This window comes from Bacillus licheniformis DSM 13 = ATCC 14580 (genome assembly GCF_000011645.1).
GTDB classification, from domain to species: domain Bacteria; phylum Bacillota; class Bacilli; order Bacillales; family Bacillaceae; genus Bacillus; species Bacillus licheniformis.
In genome coordinates this window covers 2,499,280-2,522,431 of the sequence record NC_006270.3, presented here as the reverse complement: position 1 = coordinate 2,522,431, position 23,152 = coordinate 2,499,280, and the positions used below count along the sequence as shown (strand labels likewise).

General features: G+C 47.4%; 23 protein-coding genes. 21 read left to right on the top strand and 2 right to left on the bottom strand.

All coding sequences use genetic code 11. The features are described from left to right. The first annotated feature begins 8 nt into the window (after nucleotides 1–8). The 11 genes from xseA (at nucleotide 9) to TRNA_RS34340 (ending at nucleotide 11,584) form a co-directional block, all read left to right on the top strand. Nucleotides 9–1,358, top strand: coding sequence for an exodeoxyribonuclease VII large subunit (xseA, locus tag TRNA_RS34390; RefSeq protein ID WP_003183378.1), 1,350 nt, complete (start codon nucleotides 9–11; stop codon nucleotides 1,356–1,358). Continuing rightward, nucleotides 1,351–1,611 carry an exodeoxyribonuclease VII small subunit gene (locus TRNA_RS34385; protein ID WP_011198110.1) on the top strand — a complete coding sequence of 87 codons (261 nt, stop codon included), beginning with the start codon at nucleotides 1,351–1,353 and terminating at the stop codon, nucleotides 1,609–1,611. Before xseA ends, TRNA_RS34385 begins: the two co-directional genes overlap by 8 nt. Next, a complete protein-coding gene (locus TRNA_RS34380) occupies nucleotides 1,601–2,491 on the top strand; it encodes a polyprenyl synthetase family protein (RefSeq protein WP_003183374.1) in 891 nt (296 codons plus the stop codon). Before TRNA_RS34385 ends, TRNA_RS34380 begins: the two co-directional genes overlap by 11 nt. A gap of 233 nt (nucleotides 2,492–2,724) precedes the next feature. Beyond that, nucleotides 2,725–4,626, top strand: a complete 1,902-nt coding sequence (gene dxs / locus TRNA_RS34375; protein WP_003183372.1) for a 1-deoxy-D-xylulose-5-phosphate synthase — start codon at nucleotides 2,725–2,727, stop codon at nucleotides 4,624–4,626. Then, a complete protein-coding gene (locus TRNA_RS34370) occupies nucleotides 4,623–5,468 on the top strand; it encodes a TlyA family RNA methyltransferase (protein ID WP_003183371.1) in 846 nt (281 codons plus the stop codon). Before dxs ends, TRNA_RS34370 begins: the two co-directional genes overlap by 4 nt. 165 nt (nucleotides 5,469–5,633) lie before the next feature. Then, a complete protein-coding gene (gene ahrC, locus TRNA_RS34365) occupies nucleotides 5,634–6,083 on the top strand; it encodes a transcriptional regulator AhrC/ArgR (RefSeq protein WP_003183369.1) in 450 nt (149 codons plus the stop codon). 31 nt (nucleotides 6,084–6,114) lie between these two features. Then, complete coding sequence (gene recN, locus TRNA_RS34360) at nucleotides 6,115–7,845, top strand: DNA repair protein RecN (RefSeq protein WP_003183366.1); 1,731 nt, start codon at nucleotides 6,115–6,117, stop codon at nucleotides 7,843–7,845. 149 nt (nucleotides 7,846–7,994) lie between these two features. Then, nucleotides 7,995–9,311: a SpoIVB peptidase gene (gene spoIVB, locus TRNA_RS34355; RefSeq protein ID WP_044051837.1), complete on the top strand. Its 1,317-nt coding sequence runs from the start codon at nucleotides 7,995–7,997 to the stop codon at nucleotides 9,309–9,311. 289 nt (nucleotides 9,312–9,600) lie between these two features. Beyond that, complete coding sequence (spo0A, locus tag TRNA_RS34350; protein ID WP_003183361.1) at nucleotides 9,601–10,401, top strand: sporulation transcription factor Spo0A; 801 nt, start codon at nucleotides 9,601–9,603, stop codon at nucleotides 10,399–10,401. A gap of 372 nt (nucleotides 10,402–10,773) precedes the next feature. Beyond that, nucleotides 10,774–11,070 (top strand): antimicrobial peptide LCI, encoded by a 297-nt coding sequence (locus tag TRNA_RS34345; protein WP_003183359.1) that lies wholly within the window; start codon nucleotides 10,774–10,776, stop codon nucleotides 11,068–11,070. Nucleotides 11,071–11,200: 130 nt separating this feature from the next. Then, on the top strand, nucleotides 11,201–11,584 hold the full coding sequence (locus TRNA_RS34340) for a serine O-acetyltransferase (protein ID WP_003183357.1): 384 nt from the start codon (nucleotides 11,201–11,203) through the stop codon (nucleotides 11,582–11,584). Between the two features lie 154 nt (nucleotides 11,585–11,738). Here the strand turns inward: TRNA_RS34340 and TRNA_RS44155 are convergent, their stop codons facing one another. Beyond that, nucleotides 11,739–12,071: a hypothetical protein gene (locus TRNA_RS44155; protein WP_223307051.1), complete on the bottom strand. Its 333-nt coding sequence runs from the start codon at nucleotides 12,069–12,071 to the stop codon at nucleotides 11,739–11,741. Here TRNA_RS44155 and TRNA_RS34330 point away from each other — a divergent pair. The 3 genes from TRNA_RS34330 to TRNA_RS34320 all read left to right on the top strand — a co-directional run bounded on the left by TRNA_RS34330 (nucleotide 12,070) and on the right by TRNA_RS34320 (nucleotide 13,905). Further along, nucleotides 12,070–12,390, top strand: coding sequence for a hypothetical protein (locus TRNA_RS34330; protein ID WP_003183355.1), 321 nt, complete (start codon nucleotides 12,070–12,072; stop codon nucleotides 12,388–12,390). The two genes, TRNA_RS44155 and TRNA_RS34330, sit on opposite strands and share 2 nt — an antisense overlap. Nucleotides 12,391–12,425: 35 nt before the next feature. After that, nucleotides 12,426–13,046, top strand: coding sequence for an N-acetylmuramoyl-L-alanine amidase family protein (locus TRNA_RS34325; RefSeq protein WP_003183353.1), 621 nt, complete (start codon nucleotides 12,426–12,428; stop codon nucleotides 13,044–13,046). A 133-nt stretch (nucleotides 13,047–13,179) separates the two neighbouring features. Beyond that, on the top strand, nucleotides 13,180–13,905 hold the full coding sequence (locus TRNA_RS34320; RefSeq protein ID WP_003183351.1) for a glycerophosphodiester phosphodiesterase: 726 nt from the start codon (nucleotides 13,180–13,182) through the stop codon (nucleotides 13,903–13,905). Nucleotides 13,906–13,955: 50 nt separating this feature from the next. Here the strand turns inward: TRNA_RS34320 and TRNA_RS34315 are convergent, their stop codons facing one another. Further along, nucleotides 13,956–14,210: a DUF2627 domain-containing protein gene (locus TRNA_RS34315; RefSeq protein WP_003183348.1), complete on the bottom strand. Its 255-nt coding sequence runs from the start codon at nucleotides 14,208–14,210 to the stop codon at nucleotides 13,956–13,958. 153 nt (nucleotides 14,211–14,363) lie between these two features. On the opposite strand from TRNA_RS34315, the gene TRNA_RS34310 reads away from it, so the two are divergent. From TRNA_RS34310 to TRNA_RS34280, 7 genes are all read left to right on the top strand, one after another. Further along, nucleotides 14,364–16,430 carry a sigma-54 interaction domain-containing protein gene (locus TRNA_RS34310; RefSeq protein ID WP_011198108.1) on the top strand — a complete coding sequence of 689 codons (2,067 nt, stop codon included), beginning with the start codon at nucleotides 14,364–14,366 and terminating at the stop codon, nucleotides 16,428–16,430. 126 nt (nucleotides 16,431–16,556) lie between these two features. Then, entirely contained in the window at nucleotides 16,557–17,468 is a 912-nt protein-coding gene (gene yqiS / locus TRNA_RS34305; RefSeq protein ID WP_003183343.1) for a phosphate butyryltransferase, read from the top strand. Between the two features lie 3 nt (nucleotides 17,469–17,471). Beyond that, nucleotides 17,472–18,566: a branched-chain amino acid dehydrogenase gene (gene bcd / locus TRNA_RS34300; RefSeq protein ID WP_003183340.1), complete on the top strand. Its 1,095-nt coding sequence runs from the start codon at nucleotides 17,472–17,474 to the stop codon at nucleotides 18,564–18,566. Between the two features lie 38 nt (nucleotides 18,567–18,604). After that, nucleotides 18,605–19,711, top strand: a complete 1,107-nt coding sequence (buk, locus tag TRNA_RS34295; RefSeq protein ID WP_009327926.1) for a butyrate kinase — start codon at nucleotides 18,605–18,607, stop codon at nucleotides 19,709–19,711. After that, nucleotides 19,701–21,122, top strand: coding sequence for a dihydrolipoyl dehydrogenase (gene lpdA, locus TRNA_RS34290; protein WP_003183335.1), 1,422 nt, complete (start codon nucleotides 19,701–19,703; stop codon nucleotides 21,120–21,122). Before buk ends, lpdA begins: the two co-directional genes overlap by 11 nt. Before the next feature lie 22 nt (nucleotides 21,123–21,144). Then, complete coding sequence (locus tag TRNA_RS34285; RefSeq protein ID WP_011198107.1) at nucleotides 21,145–22,137, top strand: thiamine pyrophosphate-dependent dehydrogenase E1 component subunit alpha; 993 nt, start codon at nucleotides 21,145–21,147, stop codon at nucleotides 22,135–22,137. A 12-nt stretch (nucleotides 22,138–22,149) separates the two neighbouring features. Next, nucleotides 22,150–23,133, top strand: coding sequence for an alpha-ketoacid dehydrogenase subunit beta (locus TRNA_RS34280; RefSeq protein ID WP_003183332.1), 984 nt, complete (start codon nucleotides 22,150–22,152; stop codon nucleotides 23,131–23,133). Nucleotides 23,134–23,152: the final 19 nt, after the last annotated feature.

Genomic DNA, 23,152 nt, shown 5'->3' with positions numbered 1-23,152 from the left:
ACTGTGCCATGAGTGAAATATCATTTGTCACGGTCACGGCTTTGACAAAATATATTAAGCGCAAATTTGACGTGGACCCTCATCTTGAAGATATTTGGATCAAGGGCGAGCTGTCAAATGTTAAAATACATAGCAGAGGCCATATTTATTTCACACTGAAAGATGATAACGCCCGCATCCAATCCGTCATGTTCGCCAGACAAAACAGGAATCTCGCCTTTACCCCTGAAAACGGGATGAAAGTATTGGTGAGAGGCGGCATTTCGGTATATGAACCGAGCGGCAGCTATCAGCTTTATGCAAAAGAAATCCAGCCGGACGGCATAGGTGCGCTTCATCTCGCGTATGAGGAACTTAAGAAAAAGCTATCGCAAGAAGGCTTATTTGATGAAAAATACAAGAAACCCATCCCCGCGTTCCCATCCGTCGTCGGTGTTGTCACGTCTCCAACTGGAGCGGCTGTACGCGATGTGATCACCACCATTAAAAGAAGATATCCCCTTGTAAAAGTGATCGTCCTTCCTACGCTCGTTCAAGGAGTAAACGCGGGCGAGTCCATCGTAAGCAGCATTGAAGAGGCTAACCGCAGAGACTTATGCGATGTATTAATCGTCGGTCGAGGAGGAGGATCGATCGAAGAGCTGTGGGCATTTAACGAAGAGGCCGTCGCCAGGGCCATTTTTTCTTCTGACATTCCGATCATTTCTGCCGTCGGGCATGAAACGGATTTTACAATCAGCGATTTTGTCGCCGATTTGCGCGCGGCAACCCCGACAGGAGCGGCCGAACTGGCCGTACCTAATATGCTTGATTTGCTGGAGCGTCTGAAAACGCTCGAAGCGAGAATGACAAAATCGATGCAGCAGGACTTAAAAAAGCGGCAGGAGCGGGTGAAAAACCTTCAGTCCTCCTATGCCTTCCGATACCCGAAGCGGCTATATGCCCAAAAGGAACAGGAATTCGACCTGATATTCGACCGTTTCCAAAAACAGCTGGCGATGACCGTCGACCGCAAAAAACAAAAACTGAACGAACAGACATACAAGCTGGAGATGCTTCATCCCGAGGAGCAGCTTAAACAAGCGCGAAAAAGGCATGAAGAGCAAACAGTCCGGCTGAAGCGGAATATGAAAGTGCAGCTGAAGCAGATTCACTCGCAGTTTCAAACGGTTCTTGGTAAACTGAATGCATTAAGCCCTCTCCAAGTGATGGAAAGAGGGTACAGTTTGACATATAAAGAAAACGAATTGATTAAAAGTATTGAACAGGTTCATGAAAAAGACGAGATCCGCGTCACATTAAACGATGGGACGCTGACCTGTGAGGTACTGCAAAAGAGAGGCGAAACAAATGGCTGAAGAAAACAAAACAAACCGGGATGACCTGACATTTGAAGAGGCGATGAAAGGTTTGGAACAGATCGTATCAAAGCTTGAAGAAGGGGACGTGCCTTTGGAAAAGGCGATCGACTATTTCCAGGAGGGGATGGCTCTTTCGAAAATATGCCACGAAAAACTGCAAAATGTCGAAAAACAGATGGACTTCATTTTGCGGGAAAACGGGGAATTAGCTCCTTTCAGTGTTCGGGAGGAGGAAAAAGGTGACCGGTAAACTTGAAGGATTTTTAAAATCGAGAAAAACAGTAATTGAAGAGCGCCTTCCGATGTATATTAAAGACTTGCAAGCGCCGTCCATCCTCAAGGAATCCATGCTGTACTCATTGGAAGCCGGGGGGAAACGGCTGAGACCGATATTGGTTCTTGCGCTTCTTCATGCGTACGGAAAAGACGAAGAAGCCGGAATTCCAGTCGGATGCGCGGTTGAAATGATCCATACGTATTCATTAATCCATGACGACCTCCCTTGTATGGATGACGATGACCTCAGAAGAGGTAAGCCGACAAACCACAAAATTTACGGGGAGGCGACGGCCATTCTCGCGGGAGACGCCTTATTAACCGAAAGCTTCAAAATGATCACTTCCAATATGCCTTCTGATGTATCCGCTGAAAAGCGCATCAGACTGGTGAACGAGCTGATTTCGGCAGCGGGGGCCGAAGGCATGGTCGGCGGTCAGATTTTAGATATGGAAGCGGAATCAAAGTCTGTATCTCTTGATGAACTGCAGCGAATCCACGAAGGAAAAACGGCTAAACTCCTCAGCTTCAGCGTCATTGCGGGAGCCATTCTTGCAGATGCATCTGAAAAAGAGATCGAAAAGCTGCGCGAATTCAGCCATCATATCGGCATCGGCTTTCAGATCAGAGATGACATTTTGGACCTTGAAGGCTCGGAGGATAAGATCGGCAAACGGATCGGATCCGACGCTTCAAACGGAAAGTCGACGTATCCGTCGCTCCTTTCGCTTGAGGGCGCCAGCCAAAAACTTGATGAACATATTGAAAAAGCAAAACAGCTGATTTCAGAGCTTCCGCTTGAAAAAGAGCTTATGTACGAGTTCTGCGATATGATTGCCGCTAGGGATCATTGATACAGGGCTTCCATTTGAGCATCAAAGGCTTATTGTGATAAAATGTAGAGAGTTGAACTCTAAAACGCCGCGCCGTTATCACGTTGTGTTAGCGGCTGTTTTTTCAAACGAAGCGTCCGCATATGCAAGTTTGCGCATGGGGATGAATTCATCATATAATAATTCAAGCTGAAAACCTAAAACGAAGCAAGGCGCATACTTGCAGAAATCATGCTGAAAGTGAGTTGATCCGATTGGATCTGTTATCGATAAAGGACCCTGCATTTTTGAAGAACCTTTCAAATGAAGAACTGGAAAGCTTGAGCGCTGAAATTCGCCGTTTTTTAATTGAAACGCTTTCTGAATCCGGAGGGCACATTGGTCCGAATCTCGGCGTTGTCGAGCTTACCATTGCATTGCATAAAGAATTTGACAGCCCGAAAGATAAGTTCTTGTGGGATGTGGGGCATCAATCGTATGTTCATAAACTGTTGACCGGCCGCGGAAAGGACTTCGCCACGCTGCGCCAGCATAAAGGGCTGTGCGGTTTTCCAAAGCGGAATGAAAGCGAACATGATGTCTGGGAAACGGGCCACAGCTCGACTTCTCTCTCCGGTGCGATGGGGATGGCGGCTGCGAGAGACTTAAAAGGCACAAACGAATATATCATCCCGATCATCGGAGACGGTGCACTGACCGGCGGCATGGCTCTTGAAGCGCTTAACCATATCGGCCATGAACAAAAAGATATGATTGTCATTTTGAATGACAACGAAATGAGCATCGCTCCAAACGTCGGAGCGATTCATTCCATGCTCGGAAGGCTGCGTACAGCCGGAAAATACCAATGGGTCAAAGATGAGCTCGAGTATTTGTTCAAGCGGATTCCTGCTGTTGGCGGAAAGCTTGCCGCTACAGCCGAACGGATTAAAGACAGCCTTAAATATCTGCTCGTATCCGGGATGTTCTTTGAAGAGCTTGGATTTACGTATTTAGGGCCTGTAGACGGCCATTCCTACGATGAACTGTTTGAGAACTTGCAGTATGCGAAGAAAACGAAAGGCCCGGTACTCCTCCATGTTATTACGAAAAAAGGAAAAGGCTACAAGCCTGCGGAAACTGATAAAACCGGAACATGGCACGGAACCGGCCCATATAAAATCGATACCGGTGACTTTGTCAAACCGAAAGCTGCTGCACCATCATGGAGCTCGCTCGTAAGCGAAACGGTCAGGAAGCTTGCCCGCGAGGATGAACGGATTGTGGCCATTACTCCGGCCATGCCTGTCGGTTCAAAACTTGAAGGGTTTGCGAGCGAATTTCCGGAGCGCATGTTTGATGTCGGCATTGCGGAACAGCATGCGGCAACGATGGCGGCGGGACTTGCGACACAGAATATGAAGCCGTTTCTGGCGATCTATTCGACATTTCTTCAGCGCGCCTATGACCAGGTTGTCCATGATATCTGCCGGCAAAATCTAAATGTATTTATCGGCATTGACAGAGCAGGTCTCGTCGGCGCCGACGGGGAAACACACCAGGGCGTGTTTGACATTGCTTTTTTACGGCATATTCCGAATTTGGTTCTCATGATGCCAAAAGACGAAAACGAAGGCCAGCACATGGTCAACACGGCTGTCAAATACGACGACGGCCCGATTGCCATGCGCTTTCCGCGCGGAAACGGACTCGGCGTCAAAATGGATAAAGAATTAAAAACGATCCCGATCGGAACGTGGGAAGTGCTGCGACCTGGGACAGACGCGGTCATTTTAACGTTCGGCACCACCATTCCGATGGCGCTTGCTGCCGCGGAGGAGCTGCAAAAAGAAGGCCGTTCGGTCAGAGTGGTAAACGCCCGTTTTATCAAGCCGCTCGATGAAAACATGCTGAAGGAAATCCTGAACGAGGGGCTTCCGATTTTAACGATCGAAGAGGCTGTGCTTCAAGGCGGATTCGGCAGCTCGATCCTTGAGTTTGCCCATGAACATCAGTCTTACAGTCCGATCATTGACAGAATGGGGATACCTGATCAATTTATTGAACACGGCAGCGTCGCCAAGCTTCTGGAAGAGATCGGAATGACAAAAGAAGACGTCATCAGACGAATAAGACTTTTGACGCCCGTAAAGACTCATAAAGGAATTGGATCATGACAGGAAAAAAAGAACGGCTCGACGTTTTATTAGTAGAAAGAGGGTTAATGGAAACGCGGGAAAAAGCGAAAAGAGCCATCATGGCCGGCATTGTCTATACGAATGAAAACAGACTGGACAAGCCGGGCGAAAAGGTCGACCGCACGATCCCGCTGACCGTTAAAGGAAACCCGTTAAAATACGTCTCAAGAGGCGGATTAAAACTTGAAAAAGCATTAAAGGAGTTTCAGCTCTCCGTTCAAGGCAAGCTGATGATTGACATCGGCTCGTCCACCGGCGGCTTTACAGACTGTGCGCTGCAAAACGGCGCTCTTTGCTCATATGCCGTTGATGTCGGTTATAATCAGCTCGCCTGGAAGCTGAGGCAGGATGAGCGGGTTGTTGTGATGGAACGCACCAATTTCCGGTATTGCACACCTGCCGATTTTACGGAAGGGCTGCCGGAGTTCGCGACGGTCGATGTCTCTTTTATCTCACTGAAAATCATCCTCCCTGTGCTGAAGAACATTTTAGTGCCGGGAAGCGACTGCATCGCTCTCGTCAAACCGCAGTTTGAAGCAGGGCGGGAATCCGTCGGGAAAAAAGGGATCGTCCGCGATCCCCTCGTCCATAAAGCTGTGCTTGATGACATCAGCCGGTTTGCGGCTCGAGAAGGATACGACTGCCGAAACGCCTCGTTTTCTCCGATTACCGGCGGCGACGGCAACATCGAATTCCTTCTCCATTTGCATTGGGACGGAGAGGCGCAATCCGGAACGCCGATAGCGGAAGAAACGATCAATCAAATTGTCGAAGAGGCTCACAAGACATTAAAAGCGAAAAAACCGGATCAGCGTGATTAAAAACCCTTGCAGGGCCGTACGGCGAATGCGAGGGTTGGCCGGCACGCAAAAAGGAATAATAGTGGGCTATTATTCCTTTTTTACTGCAAACATGTACTTTTCCGACAAAATCATTTAACATAAATGTATAAACATACACAATTTGTGTATAAAACGAGGTGTGAAATGAACAAAGGTCAAAGGCATATTAAAATCAGGGAGATTATCACCGCGAATGAAATTGAAACGCAGGATGAGCTTGTCGATATTTTAAAGAAAGACGGCTATAATGTGACGCAGGCCACCGTCTCACGGGATATTAAAGAGCTTCATTTGGTGAAGGTGCCGACAAACAACGGTTCCTACAAATACAGCCTGCCTGCTGATCAGCGCTTTAATCCCCTTTCCAAATTAAAAAGATCGTTAATGGACGCATTCGTCAAAATCGACTCAGCCAGCCATCTGATTGTGTTAAAAACAATGCCGGGAAACGCGCAGGCGATCGGGGCGCTGATGGACAATTTGGATTGGGAAGAAATCATGGGAACGATCTGCGGAGATGATACCATTTTGATCATCTGCCGGACGCATGATGATACGAAAGTCGTACAGAAGAAAATATTGGAGCTTTTATAAACGAAGGCCTGAAAAGAGGTGTCATGAAAGCTTGTTAGCTGAATTATCGATCAAAAACTTTGCGATTATCGAAGAATTAACCGTTTCTTTTGAAAAAGGGCTGACGGTTCTAACCGGTGAAACAGGTGCCGGAAAATCGATCATCATCGACGCCGTCTCTTTGCTTGTCGGAGGCCGCGGATCGTCCGAATATGTCAGGTATGGCGAAAAAAGGGCCGAATTGGAAGGGCTTTTCCTCCTTGACGGCGGCCATCCGGTTTTTGATTTGTGCACAGAGCTGGGGATTGAAGCCTCGGACGACATGATCGTCATGAGAAGAGATATTAACGCAAACGGCAAAAGCATCTGCCGCGTCAATGGAAAACTTGTCACCATTGCCGCATTGCGGGAAGTCGGCAGACTGCTGCTTGACATTCACGGGCAGCACGACAATCAGCTGCTGATGGAGGACGAGCACCATCTTCAGCTTCTGGACAGGTTCGCAGGAGAAGAAATCGAGAATGCTTTAAAAGCGTATCAGGAAGTTTACAGCCGCTACATGGATGTCATGAAGAAGGTGAAAGAGCTTTCTGAAAGCGAGCAGGAAATGGCTCACAGGCTCGATTTAATACAGTTCCAGCTTGACGAAATCGAATCAGCAAACCTTGAGCCGAAAGAGGACGAGCTTCTTCAGGAAGAGCGCCGTCAAATTGCAAATTTCGAAAAAATATACGAAGCGCTGCAAAATGCCTATAATGCGCTTCGCAATGAGCAGGCCGGGCTTGACTGGGTCGGCATGGCTTCAAGCGAGCTTGAAAACGTCTCAGGCATTAATGAAGGGCTCAATAAAGTATCTGAATCGGTAGCCAACGCTTACTACATTCTCGAAGATTCAACCTTTCAGATCAGAAATATGCTGGATGAACTCGAATACGACCCCGAGCGCCTCGATTATATCGAATCGCGTTTAAACGAAATCAAACAGCTGAAACGCAAATACGGCGCTACTGTCGAAGACATCCAAGCTTATTCGGCTAAGATAGAGGAAGAAATCGACCGGATCGAAAACCGGGACAGCCACTTGCAGGCTTTAAAATCACGACTCGAATCAATCGGCAAGGATGTGGCGATTGAAGCAGCCAATGTGTCCGAAATCAGAAAAAAATGGGCGGAAAAGCTGGCCAAACAGATTCAGCAGGAATTGAAAGATCTGTATATGGAAAAATCGACATTTGATACGGAATTTCATGTGAAAAAAGCGGAACGGGATGATGATGCACCCGTCGTCAACGGAATGCCTGTTCAGCTCACAAAGCACGGCATTGACACCGTTCGTTTCCTGATCTCCACAAACACGGGAGAACCGCTTAAATCCTTGTCAAAGGTTGCTTCAGGAGGAGAGCTCTCAAGAATCATGCTGGCGATGAAAAGCATTTTCTCCGCTCAGCAGGATGTTACATCGATCATTTTCGATGAAGTGGACACTGGTGTAAGCGGAAGAGTCGCGCAGGCGATCGCTGAAAAAATACACCGCGTCTCTATCGGCTCTCAAGTTTTATGCATTACCCACTTGCCGCAGGTGGCCGCGATGGCTGACACCCACCTTTTGATCACGAAACAGTCGAAAGACGGGAGAACAACAACAAGCGTCACACCTTTGTCAAAACAGGAAAAAATAGCGGAAATCGGCCGGATGATTGCCGGCGTTGAAGTAACGGATTTGACGAAGCGCCATGCGAAAGAACTTTTAAATCAAGCTAAGCTAGTCAAAACCAGCGGATAAGCTGTTCATTTTTTGAACAGCTTATTTTTTTGTCGGCATTTTCTTATACAAACTCTTTCTTATCATTTTATCCAATGTTTTTCTTCCGTTCACAGTTATAAATCGCCGTCCGGAAGGCAAAAGTAATGAATGTAGCGAAAGAAATTTATATGGTGTGGGTTAGGTGCGAGGAGAGTGAAAAGGTGGATGTTGAAAAAATCAGAAAAGCTGTGGGTATAATTCTCCTTGTTTCTTTAATAAGTGTAGGATTTTACAAACCGGTGAAAGAATACATTGTAATACCAAAAAATTTGAACATTTTTGAGACGGGTACCCGTGCGGTTGAAACGAGCTTATCCGTCAGTACTCCGAAAGATGGATCATCAGAAGCATTCACATTGAAAGAAAATCAAAACGAAGTGGAAATAAAAGGCGAAAAGAATGGAAAGGCAGAACTCGTCTATGACTTTGCCGGATTTCCGGTTAAAAAAACGAAAGTAAATGTCCTGCCTGATTTGAAAGTGGTTCCCGGCGGGCAGTCCATTGGTGTAAAACTTCATTCCGTTGGTGTATTGGTCGTGGGTTTTCATCAAATCAATACCTCTGAAGGCAAAAAATCGCCCGGTGAAGCAGCCGGAATCGCGGTAGGCGACATTATCACCGAAATCAACGGCACGAAAATCGAGAAAATGAATGACATTACCCCTTTTATTCAAAAGGCCGGAAAAACAGGAGAAACCTTACATCTGTCGATAAAAAGAGATAAACAGGAAATCAAAACGAAGCTCGTTCCGAAAAAAGACCAGGCTGAAGACAAATACAGAATCGGCTTATATATCAGGGACTCTGCCGCAGGAATCGGCACAATGACTTTTTTCGAGCCGAAATCGAAAAAATACGGAGCGCTTGGCCACGTGATTTCAGATATGGATACGAAAAAACCGATCGTTGTTGAAAAAGGACAAATCGTGAAATCGACCGTCACCTCGATTGAAAAAGGAACAGGCGGAAATCCCGGAGAGAAACTGGCTCGTTTCGCATCAGAACGAAAAGTGATCGGCGATATCAACAGAAACAGTCCATTCGGGATCTTCGGAACGCTTCACGAGTCAATTAAAAACCGCATCGCTGACAAAGCCATTCCGATTGCATTTTCAGATGAAGTAAAAGAAGGCCCTGCCCAAATTTTAACGGTTATTGAAAACGACAAAGTCGAGAAATTCGATATTCAGGTCGTCAGTACGACACCTCAGAAGTTTCCGGCCACAAAGGGCATGGTGCTGAAAATCACCGACCCGAGGCTGTTGAGTAAAACAGGAGGCATCGTTCAAGGGATGAGCGGAAGCCCGATCATCCAAAACGGAAAGATCATTGGCGCCGTAACCCACGTTTTCGTCAATGATCCGACGAGCGGGTACGGTGTGCATATTGAATGGATGCTGTCTGAAGCGGGAATCGATATTTATAAAAAAGAAAAAGCAAGCTGACTGCCGGATTCCTCCGGCAGTTTTTGATTTCGCCTTTTTTTCTTGGGCGTTGTGCGTTAAAATGAAAGAAGAAAAGATTTTTCGACAAATTCACGTTCCCCGGTTTGTCAAGTCGCATTTTAAGTCGAAAAATCGAGAAAATCAGAAAAAAACAGAGAAAAAGCTAGACATACCACTATTATTGGAAAAATCCTTTTTAAAAAAAGGGAATAAAGTGGTGCTGTCGAATTAAACATATTAGAAAAAGAATGATGAAATTTATCAACATACACATTGGGGAGGAAGAAACGTGGAGAAAATTAAAGTATGTGTTGCTGATGATAACAGGGAGCTTGTCGGCCTATTAAGCGAATATATCGAGGGACAGAGCGACATGGAAGTGCTTGGTGTCGCATACAACGGACAGGAATGCCTTTCTTTGTTTAAAGACAAGGAGCCCGACGTGCTTGTGCTGGATATAATCATGCCTCATCTCGACGGATTGGCCGTTCTTGAAAGGCTGAGGGAATCGCAGCTTAAAAAGCAGCCGAATGTCATCATGCTGACGGCGTTCGGCCAGGAAGACGTGACCAAAAAAGCTGTAGATTTAGGCGCGTCGTATTTTATTTTGAAGCCTTTTGACATGGAGAATTTAGTCGGACATATCCGCCAGGTCAGCGGAAACGGATCTCAATTGACACACCGTGCCCCGTCCTCTCAAAGCAGTGTGCTTCGGCCGCAGCCTGAATCGCCGAAGAAAAACCTGGACGCCAGCATCACGACCATCATCCACGAAATCGGCGTACCTGCTCATATTAAAGGCTATTTGTACTTAAGAGAAGCCATCTCCATGGTATATAACGACATCGAACTGCTCGGCAGCATTACAAAAGTGCTTTATCCGGATATCGCCAAAAAATTCAACACGACTGCAAGCCGCGTCGAACGGGCGATTCGCCACGCCATCGAAGTCGCATGGAGCAGAGGCAACATCGACTCGATTTCGTCACTTTTCGGCTACACAGTCAGCATGTCAAAAGCAAAGCCGACCAATAGTGAGTTCATCGCGATGGTCGCAGACAAGCTGAGACTGGAGCATAAGGCTTCTTAAACGTTGATATGACGCAGTTTTAACGAAGATTTAACCGTCGAATTTTCGACCTGTTTCTAACGAATAGTTTATCGTAATTCCGATGAATTTTTCGCCCATATTGCGATGAAATTGTGCTACGATCCGAAGGGTTTAATACAGTATTTGAAGGCCTCGTTTTTATAAACGAGGCCGTTTTTTTGCCCGCAAATGTACTGTTTGCGATGTAAGATCAAAAAGGTGAATCATTTCAGCACAGTGTGTATTGTGTAAAGTCATCCTAAAAGCTTATCTATTGATTCCGAAATATTGTAATTTGTACACTTTTTGGACATACCTGCATGTTATATGATGAAATAGAAATGAAATAAATGGAAAAGGAGTTGTTTTAAAATGAAGGTCAATAAATTATTAACTGGTACGACTCTGGCTGTTGGTTTACTTATTTCTGCAGCGCCGGTATTTGCTGCATCGCATTCATCTGAGGTGATTGCACATCCGACTGCTCAATATATCAATTGTCCAAGTGACTTGCCAAGCTCATTCAAAAGCAGTAAATCATCAAAATGTGTAAAATCATCTTCTGGAGTTTTCAGTAACAAATTTTCTGATAGCGATGGAACATGGTATTTCAAAGGGAAATTTTACAGTAATGTTTTTAATACTTGGGTTGGTTTTTATGAAGGATGAACCAAAAAAGGGGGGCTCCCCCTTTTTTTTGTTTTCCTTTTAGTATCAAGTAGGAAATAGATGGCGGAGAATGTAAAACTCTTCGAAGAGCCGATCTCGAGTTAAAAGTATGAAATAAGCGGGTGGTATGATGATCTTTACGAAAACAGATCTTCGCTATCCGGTGAATTTTTTCGGGCCAGGGTTGAGGATTAACCATTACGGATTGCTCATCGTAAACAGCAATGCAAAAATAGGTGCAAACTGTGACATTCATCAAGGGGTTAATATCGGACAAAATCACGCTCGCCGCGATGTTCCCACAATCGGAGACAATGTCTGGATCGGGCCGGGGGCAAAGCTCTTTGGCGACATTCACATTGCTGACGGCATATCAATTGGCGCAAACGCCGTGGTCAACAAATCTTTCACTGAGGAAAATATTACAATAGCCGGCATGCCTGCCAAAAAGATTAAAGAGGCGCCGTCAAATAAAGACCGGAAGCAAGCTGTTCAGCGGCAAATACAAGCATGAGAAATGGAGCAGCGCTGCTGATCATCCGCTATGAAGGCCTAAATGTAAAAATGATTTAAAAAGAATATTTGATCTTGCATTCGTGCAAGTTCTGACAAAAAAACTACATAGCGCGGCAGCCAGTTGTGTTTCCGTCTATTTCTCAAAGTTTGTCTCACGCTCGGAGCATTGCTGTCATAGACTGGATCATATAAAGCGAAAGCCGAATAAAACGTCTTTTTTCATAAGAAAAAAGACGTTTTTTTATACAAAAAAATAAAAATGATGAAAAAGATCTGATTTCTTCCAGTTTACAGCCATTTTTCGCCTTGGGTAGATCGTTTTTCACAGACGTTTTTACGCGGATGGCTTCTAACAATTCGGAAATCCTTGGGGAATTGGACGGGGAAAGCGGGCGAAAACCTGCTGCTGCGGCTTGCTTTACAGCCCCGGGTATTAAAGATAAGGTACGGGGTGTAAAAAATTCAGCGGGTGAGGTGGTCGACATGAGGAAAGGAGTCATCCTTGTTCTGTTCGCTATGCTGTTATTGGCAGGCTGCGGCACAACGCAGCATAATGGGCAAAGCGGTGATGAGAGCCGAAAAGGAACAGGCGAGGAAACGCTCGTGAAAGAAGGCACCTTTGTCGGTTTGGCGGACCAGCATACCGTCGCCGTCAATATTGACGGCAAAGAAACGATGTTTCAGGTCCCTCCCGAAAAACGGGACAAATATAAAGGGATCGAGGATGATACAAAGGTGGAAGTGGAGTACACGAAAGCAGAGGACGGAACATTACAGCTTGAAGATATGAAAAAGAAAGAATGATCGTTTGCAAAAAGGGATTGTAGGAGGAACAAATCGTGAAACTGTTAATAAAGAGTTTTGTTTTGCTGCTGTTTTCGTTTATGGCGGCTTTTCCAGCTGCTTTTGCGGCTGAGCCGCTTTCCGGGAAGACGGTATATGTTGACGCAGGTCACGGGGGTGAAGACAGCGGTGCTGTCGGAAACGGGCTGCTTGAGAAAGATGTCAACCTTGAAGTGGCAATGCTGATTGATGAAAAGCTGAAAGAAGAAGGAGCCGACACAGTCGCCTCAAGAACGGATGATACGTTTTTGACGCTGGAAGACCGGGTGGCCAAGGCGAGCAAAAATGCTTCAGACTTGTTTATCAGCATTCATGCAAACTCGGCCGTCCCTGAAGCGTCCGGTACAGAAACATATTTCGATTCCACGTATCAAGCCGCTGACAGCGAACGGCTGGCATCTGACATTCAAGAGCGGCTTCCGGATGCGCTGGGCACTCGGGACAGAGGTGTAAAAGAATCAGGGTTTTATGTCATCAAAAATTCTCAAATGCCGAGTGTTTTAGTCGAACTGGGCTTTATCACAAACAAAACTGATGCAGATAAACTCGAAAGTCCGGAATATCAGGAAAAAGCTGCAGACGCGATTGCTGACGCTGTCGTATCTTATTATGAATAATAGAAGGGCCCTGGTATATGACCGGGGTTCTTGTGTTATGTTTATGTTAAAAAAGGCCTTATGTGTGGAAAGAAAACAGTAAGACCTTCATAATGGGTTATAAACTTGCAATTCTTGTAGAGGTGAACCAGAAATGACGAAAATATTTGCACACAGAGGGGCTTCAGGCACTTTTCCCGAAAATACAATGGCGGCGTTTAAGCATGCGGCGGCCATTGGTGCCGACGGCATCGAATTGGATGTTCAAATGGCAAAAGACGGACGTCTTGTTGTCATTCATGATGAAAAGCTTGACAGGACGACTTCACTGAAAGGGTATGTGAAAGATCTTACATATGAGGAAATAAAACATGGAGACGCAAGCCACCGTTTTGCCGAAAAAACCGGTTCTGTCCCTGTGCCGACCCTTGAAGAAGTGTTTGAGTGGGCGGCAGATGCTGAATTTCTTCTTAATGTTGAATTGAAAAACAGCATTATCCGCTATGAAGGGATGGAAGAAAAAGTGATGTCGATGATTGAAGCGTACGACCTTCAAGACCGGATCATTCTTTCATCATTCAATCATGAAAGCCTTGCGTTATGCCACAGACTGAATCCAAGTATTGAATTGGCTGCGCTTTACATGGATGTCATCTACAAGCCGGAGGAATACATTGAGATGATTCCGGCTTCAGGATTTCATCCGTATCGCCGTTCAATGTCGGATGACACGATCAAAAACGCCCATTTGAAAGAAAAAGCGGTCAGGCCGTTCACCATCAACCGTGAAGAGGAGATGAAAAAGCTGATTGCTGCGGGAATAGACGGTTTCTTCACCGACTTTCCCGAAAAAGCGTTAAAATTAAAGGCCGAGATGTGAGATGCAAAAAGCCGCAGATATTGTCTGCGGCTTTTTCTTGTTCACAGATATCACACCTCGCGGCCGCTCTGCTTTTTTCTGAAACGGGGGCTTACTTGGTTGCGTTTTCTGTCTCTGTATAGAATAAATCCGCCTAACAAATAAAGGCCGCCTGCGAAGCATATGAACCCCGCCAGCCCCTGAAGCCAAAGGATCTGAAACGGGCCGATCAAAATGCCGAAAACCGTGTCGCGCATCAATTTAATTCCGAGAGCAGCCAGGCCTCCCGGGATCAGCAAAACGAGCAGTGCGATCATTCTCCCCATACACGAATCCCCTTACCAAAGATTTACCTTTATTGTCTATTTGAAAAAAAAGTTTGTCAAGAAAGGAAAACATGATAACATAGATGTTGTGCAAATTGTTGCAAGAGAACGTGAGAGTGTGCAAAATTTTTCATACAAAGGGGTAAAGGGATGATGCAAAAAGTACTGATCGTTGGTGCTGGAAAAGGGGGGACCGCCCTCTTGGATTTGCTGCTGAAAACAAAGACGATGCATATCGAGGCGGTCATCGATAAAAATCCGGAAGCTCCCGGGCTTTTCGTCGCGCAGAAAAACGATATCGAAACGGCACTCGACTGGACGCCATACATCACAGAACAGATCGACATCATCATTGAGACGACCGGAGACGCCGGCGTGTTAAAGCAGCTGATGCGAAAAAAGCACGACAGAACGATCGTGGTGCCGGGATCGCTCGCTTATATCATCTCTCAGCTGATGAATGAAAAGCAGCAGCTCATCCAAATGTTAAAAGAGCAGACGTATAAACACGACCGTATTTTCAACTCGATGAATGACGGCATGATTTTTATCGACATTAACGAAGAGATCATTTTGTTTAACAAAATGGCGGAGGTTATGACCGGAACAAAGCGCAGCGAAGCGATCGGCCAGCATATTCAAAGCGTGATCCCGACGACGAAGCTGCCGCGTATTCTCAACACGAGAGAGCCTGAGTATCATCAAAAACAATTTCTCCATCCGAACAGGCAGATTGTCACGACCCGAATTCCGATTATTGATGACGGAGGAACGCTCCTCGGGGCGCTCAGCATATTTAAGGACATTACCGATGCGGTCGAGCTGGCTGAAGAGGTGACCAACCTGAAGGAAGTCAGAACGATGCTTGAAGCGATCATTCAATCTTCCGATGAAGCGATTTCGGTCGTTGACGAAAACGGAAACGGAATGATGATCAACAGGGCATATACGAAGATGACAGGTCTGACAAAAGACCAGGTGATCGGGAAGCCGGCTAATACCGACATATCTGAAGGCGAGAGCATGCATTTGAAAGTGCTCGAAACGAGGCGCCCTGTCAGAGGGGTCAGAATGAAAGTCGGCCCGAATAAAAAAGAAGTGATCGTCAATGTTGCGCCGATTATCGTCGACGGCATTTTAAAAGGGAGCGTCGGCGTCATTCACGACGTATCTGAAATTCAATCGCTCACAAACGAGCTGAACAGAGCACGGCAGATTATCCGTACACTTGAGGCGAAATATACATTTGCCGACATCATCGGGTCAAGCGAGCAGATGCTCGTCGCGCTGGAACAGGCGAAATTGGGGGCGAAGACGCCTGCGACGATTTTGCTGAGAGGCGAATCGGGAACGGGTAAAGAGCTTTTTGCCCATGCCATACATAACGAAAGTGACCGAAAGTATAATAAGTTTGTCCGCGTCAATTGTGCGGCCATATCGGAATCACTGCTTGAATCAGAGCTTTTCGGCTATGAGGAAGGCGCTTTTTCAGGTGCGCGCCGCGGCGGGAAAAAAGGATTCTTTGAAGAAGCGAACAACGGAAGCATTTTCTTGGATGAAATCGGCGAGCTCTCGCTAAACACACAGGCGAAGCTCCTCCGCGTTCTTCAGGAAAAAGAAATCGTCAGAGTCGGCGGGACCAAACCGATCCCTGTGAACGTCCGGGTCATCGCGGCGACTAACGTCAATATTGAAAAGGCGCTCGCTGAAGGCCGGTTTCGCGAAGACTTGTACTACCGGATCAATCGCTATCCGATATCGATTCCGCCGCTCAGACAGCGGAAAGAGGACATTGAAGCCTTGAGCAGGCATTTGATAGGGAAGATCAACCAAGAGTACGGGCGCAATGTAAAGGGGCTTACGAAAAACGCCCTCAAATCGCTAAAAGCGCGGAAGTGGCCGGGGAATGTCAGAGAGCTTGAAAATGTCCTCGAGCGGGCGATGATTTTTTTAAAACCGCAAATGGAATGGATTGATCTAGAACATCTTCCTGAAGCGGACCGTCCGAGAAAAAAGGTGGAAGCCGGCGAAGCTTTCCCTGAAATTGAAGATGAAAAGCTGTCTGATGCGGTCGAACGGTTTGAAGCTCATATCATTAAAGAAACGCTTGAAAAGCATCAATATAACAGAACGAAAACGGCAAAAGCTCTTGGAATCAGCATTCGCAACCTCTATTACAAAATGGATAAATACAACCTTGCAAAAGATAGCATGCAATAAATTGCAAAAACGAGTGCAAAATCATGCAAACTGTAAACAGGTTCACAGTACCGAACCGCTTTTTTCATACTGGCACGAAACTTGCATGATATAGTGGGCGGATGTTTGCTTAGAAAGGTGGGTACTATGAAGCTGAAACAACTATTGCAAAAAGCGGCGGAGCTTGACAATAAAACGGTCGCCGTCGCACATGCGGAAGATGACGAAGTGCTGCAAGCGGTCAAACTTGCGGTCGACAAACAATTTGCCCGGTTCTTGCTGATCGGGCACAGAGAAAAACTTAGACATATGATGACAGAGCAGAATATTTCAAAACGGCACGTGGATATCATTCATTCGGAATCGCCGGCGGATTCTGCGAGAATTGCCGTTCAAGCTGTCAAAAGCGGCAATGCGGATGTTCTTATGAAGGGGAATGTCCCGACAGCTGTGCTATTAAAAGCCGTTTTGAATAAAGAGTACGGGCTTCGTTCCTCGCACGTGCTGTCACATGTAGCAGCATTTGAAGTCAGCGGGTTTGAGAGGCTGATTTATGTAACAGATGCGGCGATGAATATCAGCCCCAAGCTTGATGAGCTGAAGCAGATTTTAGAAAACGCAGTCGGCGTGGCGAGGTCGGTCGGCGTGCAAATGCCGAAAGTCGCTTGTCTTGCCGCAGTGGAAACAGTGAATCCCGCGATGGAAGCGACATTGAATGCAGCTGCCTTGACGCAGATGAATCATCGGGGCCAAATCAAAAACTGCGTTGTTGACGGGCCTCTTGCATTGGATAACGCGATATCGCCGCTTGCCGCCCGGCATAAAAACATTTCCGGGATCGTAGCAGGCGAGGCCGATATCCTGCTTGTTCCTTCAATTGAAACAGGCAATGTCCTTTATAAATCATTGATTCATTTTGCGGGTGCAAAAGTGGGAGCCATTTTAGCAGGGGCAAAAGCACCCATCGCCTTGACAAGCAGGGCCGATTCCGCAGAAAACAAGTTGTATTCGATTGCTTTGGCGCTGTGTACGTCTGAAGCACGACATGAGGAGGAATAAAAAATGGAACTATTTCGATATATGGAACAGTATGACTACGAGCAATTGGTATTTTGCCAAGATAAACAGTCCGGTTTAAAAGCGATCATCGCGATTCATGATACGACGCTCGGGCCGGCTCTCGGCGGCACAAGAATGTGGACATACGAAAGTGAAGAAGCCGCAATTGAAGATGCGCTGCGCCTTGCGCGGGGAATGACCTACAAAAATGCGGCGGCCGGACTGAACCTCGGAGGAGGCAAAACCGTTATTATCGGAGATCCGCGCAAAGATAAAAACGAAGAAATGTTCCGCGCTTTCGGCCGCTACATTCAAGGCTTGAACGGCAGATACATCACAGCCGAAGACGTCGGTACAACCGTTGAAGATATGGACATCATTCATGACGAAACCGATTTCGTTACAGGCATTTCACCTGCTTTCGGTTCATCAGGAAATCCTTCTCCGGTAACAGCTTACGGGGTATATAAAGGGATGAAGGCGGCGGCGAAAGCGGCATTCGGAACGGATTCGCTTGAAGGCAAAACCGTTGCGGTTCAAGGCGTCGGAAACGTGGCCTACAACCTGTGCCGGCACCTCCACGAAGAAGGCGCGAAACTGATCGTGACCGACATCAACAAAGAAGCAGTTGAACGTGCAGTCGCCGAATTCGGCGCCCGCGCCGTCGATCCGGATGATATTTATTCGCAGGAATGCGATATATATGCGCCGTGTGCCCTCGGAGCGACAATCAACGATGATACGATTCCGCAGCTGAAAGCCAAAGTGATTGCCGGGGCAGCCAACAACCAGCTGAAAGAAACCCGCCACGGTGATCAAATCCACGACATGGGCATCGTTTATGCCCCGGACTATGTCATCAATGCCGGCGGCGTCATCAATGTCGCTGACGAGCTTTACGGCTATAATTCGGAGCGCGCGCTGAAGAAAGTCGAAGGCATCTACGGAAACATTGAACGCGTCCTTGAAATTTCGAAGCGCGACCGCATTCCGACATACTTGGCCGCAGACCGTCTGGCGGAAGAACGAATTGAGCGCATGCGCCAATCGAGAAGCCAATTTTTGCAAAACGGCCATCACATTTTAAGCAGACGTTAAAATCATAACCCCTATTCTCTATTGGAGGTTTTAATTCAATGCAGGTACAGGAAAAACGTATTCTCGTCATCAATCCGGGATCTACATCTACAAAGATCGGCGTTTTTCATGATGACCGTTCGATTTTCGAAAAATCAATCCGTCATGACGAGGCTGAGCTACAGCAATATCAGACCATTATTGATCAATATTCGTTCAGAAAACAGGCGATACTCGAAACCCTGCATGAACAGGGAATCAATATTTCTAAATTGGATGCCGTTTGCGCCAGGGGAGGGCTGCTTCGGCCGATTGAAGGCGGCACTTACGAAGTCAATGATGCGATGATTGTCGATTTGAAAAACGGCTATGCGGGGCAGCATGCATCAAATCTCGGGGGCATCATCGCCAGGGAGATTGCCGACGGGTTAAATATTCCCGCTTTTATCGTCGACCCCGTTGTTGTGGATGAAATGGCTCCTATCGCAAAAATTTCCGGCACCCCGGCTATTGAAAGGCGCAGCATTTTTCACGCGCTCAACCAAAAAGCAGTTGCAAGGAAAGCGGCTTGGCAGTTTGGGAAGCGTTATGAAGATATGAAAATGATCATCACCCACATGGGAGGCGGCATTACGATCGGCGTCCATTGCCGCGGCCGGGTGATCGACGTCAACAACGGCCTCCACGGGGAAGGTCCGCTCAGTCCAGAGCGGGCCGGAACCATTCCTGCGGGTGATCTGATCGATATGTGCTTTTCCGGCGAATATACGAAAGACGAGCTGATGAAAATGCTTGTCGGCGGCGGAGGGCTTGCCGGCTATCTCGGCACGACGGATGCGGTAAAAGTTGAGAAAATGATCAAGGAAGGCGATCAAAAAGCTGCGCTCATCTATGAAGCGATGGCTTATCAAATCGCCAAAGAAATCGGGGCGGCCAGCGCCGTCTTAAAAGGCGAAGTCGATGTCATTATTTTGACAGGAGGACTGGCATATGGAAAATCGTTTATTTCCTCGATCAGACAATACATAGACTGGATTTCGGATGTCGTCGTCTTTCCAGGAGAAAATGAACTTCAAGCATTGGCTGAAGGTGCATTTCGCGTATTGAACGGCGAAGAAGAGGCAAAACAGTATCCGAACCAGAGGAGGGAAAGTCATGGCAACTGAATACGATCTCGTGATTCTTGGAGGGGGCACAGGCGGCTATGTGGCCGCCATCAGAGCCTCGCAGCTGGGGCTGAAAACAGCCGTCGTTGAAAAGCAGAAGCTCGGCGGCACGTGCCTTCATAAAGGCTGCATCCCGTCGAAGGCGCTCCTTAGAAGCGCGGAAGTATACAGGACAGCAAAAAAGGCGGACGAATTCGGAGTGGTCATTCCTGAAGTCGGACTGCGGTTTTCTCAAGTTCAAAGCAGAAAACAAAAAATAATTGACCAGCTGCACAACGGTGTCAAACACTTGATGAAAAAAGGAAAGATCGATGTTTACGAAGGAATCGGACGGATTCTCGGGCCGTCGATTTTTTCCCCGATGCCTGGGACGGTTTCCGTTGAGATGGCGAACGGGGATGAAAATGAGATGCTCATACCGAAAAACGTCATCATCGCTACAGGCTCAAGGCCCAGGTCGCTGCCAGGGCTTGAGCTTGACGGAGAAAACGTTCTGTCATCAGACGAAGCGCTTGAACTTGAGCAGCTTCCGGCTTCCATGCTGATCGTCGGAGGAGGTGTCATCGGGATCGAGTGGGCTTCCATGCTGAACGATTTCGGTGTTGATGTCACCGTCATTGAGTATGCAGACCGGATTTTGCCGACTGAAGATGCCGATATTTCTAGGGAAATGCAGGCGCAGCTCGCGAAAAAAGGCATCACAATGATCACGGGAGCAAAAGTGCTGCCCGACACATTGGAGAAAGGCGATGCGGTCAGCATTCAAGCGGAAAAAGACGGAGAAAAACAATCCTATTCCGCTGAGAAAATGCTCGTATCGGTCGGAAGGCAGGCAAATATTGAGGGTATCGGTCTGGAAAACACGGATATCCAGGTGGAAAACGGCTTTATCGTGACAAACAGCATGTACCAGACAAAAGAATCCCACATCTATGCGATAGGAGATGTGATCGGCGGCCTTCAGCTTGCACATGTAGCTTCTCACGAAGGGATTACGGCCGTTGAGCATATTGCTGGTGAAAACCCGCACGCCATCGATTATTCGCTTGTTTCAAAATGCATCTATTCAAGCCCTGAAGCCGCATCGGTCGGCTTGACAGAGGGTGAGGCGAAGGCGCAGGGGAAAAGCGTTAAAGTAGGCAAATTTCCGTTTCAGGCGATTGGCAAAGCGCTCGTGTACGGTGAGACGGACGGCTTTGTCAAAATCGTCGCCGATCGCGAAACAGATGACATTTTGGGCGTTCACATGATCGGCCCGCATGTGACAGACATGATATCTGAAGCCGGTCTGGCAAAGGTGCTTGACGCCACCCCGTGGGAAGTCGGTCAAACGATCCACCCGCATCCGACGCTGTCGGAGGCGATCGGAGAAGCCGCCCTTGCCGTGGATGGAAAAGCGATTCATTTTTAGAAAGCATGAAGGAGTGAAAAAAATGGGCAATAACCGTCATGAAGCAGTGGGATTAACAGATGAACAAGCAATCGACATGTACAAAACCATGCTTTTAGCCAGAAAACTCGATGAGCGGATGTGGCTCTTAAACCGTTCAGGCAAAATTCCTTTTGTCATCTCTTGTCAAGGACAGGAAGCAGCCCAGGTCGGAGCGGCTTTCGCTTTAGACCGGGAGAACGATTATGTGCTTCCGTATTACAGAGATATGGGCGTTGTGCTTGCTTTTGGAATGACGGCAAAAGATTTAATGCTGTCGGCGTTTGCAAAAGCCGAGGATCCGAATTCAGGAGGAAAGCAGATGCCAAGCCACTTCGGCCAAAAGAAAAACCGGATCGTCACGGGCTCTTCGCCGGTGACCACGCAAGTTCCGCATGCGGTGGGCGTAGCGCTTGCCGGAAGGCTTGACAAGAAAGACATTGCAACTTTTGTGACGTTCGGCGAAGGCTCTTCAAACCAAGGGGACTTCCATGAAGGGGCAAACTTTGCCGCCGTGCATAAGCTTCCCGTCATTTTTATGTGTGAAAACAATAAATACGCGATCTCGGTTCCTTATGAAAAGCAGGTAGCTTGCGAAAACATTTCCGACCGCGCCGTCGGTTACGGCATGCCTGGCGTGACCGTTGACGGAAATGATCCGCTTGAAGTCTACAAAGCTGTTAAAGAAGCAAGGGAACGGGCCGGAAGAGGCGAAGGGCCGACATTAATCGAAACGATATCATACCGGCTGACCCCGCACTCCAGCGATGATGACGACCGAAGCTACAGAGAGCGCGAAGAGGTGGCGGAGGCGAAGAAAAATGATCCGCTTAACAAATTCGCACAATACTTAAAAGAAGCAGGTCTTCTGGACGACCAGTCTGAGAAGCAAATATCGGATGAGATCACAAAAATCGTCAATGAAGCAACAGATTATGCTGAACATGCACCTTATGCAGATCCGGAAGATGCGCTGCGGCATGTTTATGCGGAGTAAGGGGGAAGAACAATGCCAGTTATGTCATATATAGATGCTGTCACTTTGGCTTTGAAAGAAGAAATGGAAAAGGATCCCCGCGTCTTTGTTTTAGGGGAGGATGTCGGCAAAAAAGGCGGTGTATTCAAGGCGACAGCCGGTCTTTACGACCAGTTCGGCGAAGAGCGGGTGATGGACACGCCTTTGGCGGAATCCGCAATTGCCGGCGTCGGAATCGGGGCCGCCATGTACGGGATGAGACCAGTCGCTGAAATGCAGTTTGCTGATTTTATTATGCCGGCTGTCAACCAGATTATTTCGGAAGCGGCAAAAATCCGCTACCGCTCCAACAATGACTGGAACTGTCCGATCGTCATCCGCGCACCTTACGGCGGAGGCGTGCACGGCGCGCTGTACCATTCACAGTCGGTTGAAGCCGTGTTTGCCAATCAGCCCGGCCTGAAAATCGTCATGCCTTCGACGCCTTATGATGTCAAAGGGCTTTTGAAAGCGGCCATCCGCGATGACGACCCTGTGCTGTTCTTCGAACATAAACGGGCATACCGGCTGATCAAGGGCGAAGTGCCGAGTGACGACTATGTGCTGCCGATCGGAAAGGCGGACGTGAAGCGGGAAGGCGAAGACATTACCGTCATCACATACGGATTGTGCGTCCATTTCGCCCTTCAGGCTGCCGAACGGCTTGCCAAAGACGGGATTTCCGCACATATCCTTGATTTAAGAACGGTATATCCGCTCGATCAGGAAGCGATTATTGAAGCGGCTTCCAAAACGGGCAAAGTGCTTTTGATGACCGAAGATACGAAGGAAGGCAGCATTATGAGTGAAGTGGCCGCGATCATTTCAGAGCATTGCCTGTTCGATTTGGATGCGCCGATTAAGCGGTTGGCGGGCCCTGATGTCCCGGCAATGCCGTATGCTCCTACAATGGAAAAATTCTTTATGGTCAATCCGGATAAAGCAGAAGCAGCGATGAGAGAATTGGCTGAGTTTTAATATAGCGAAGGAGGACACA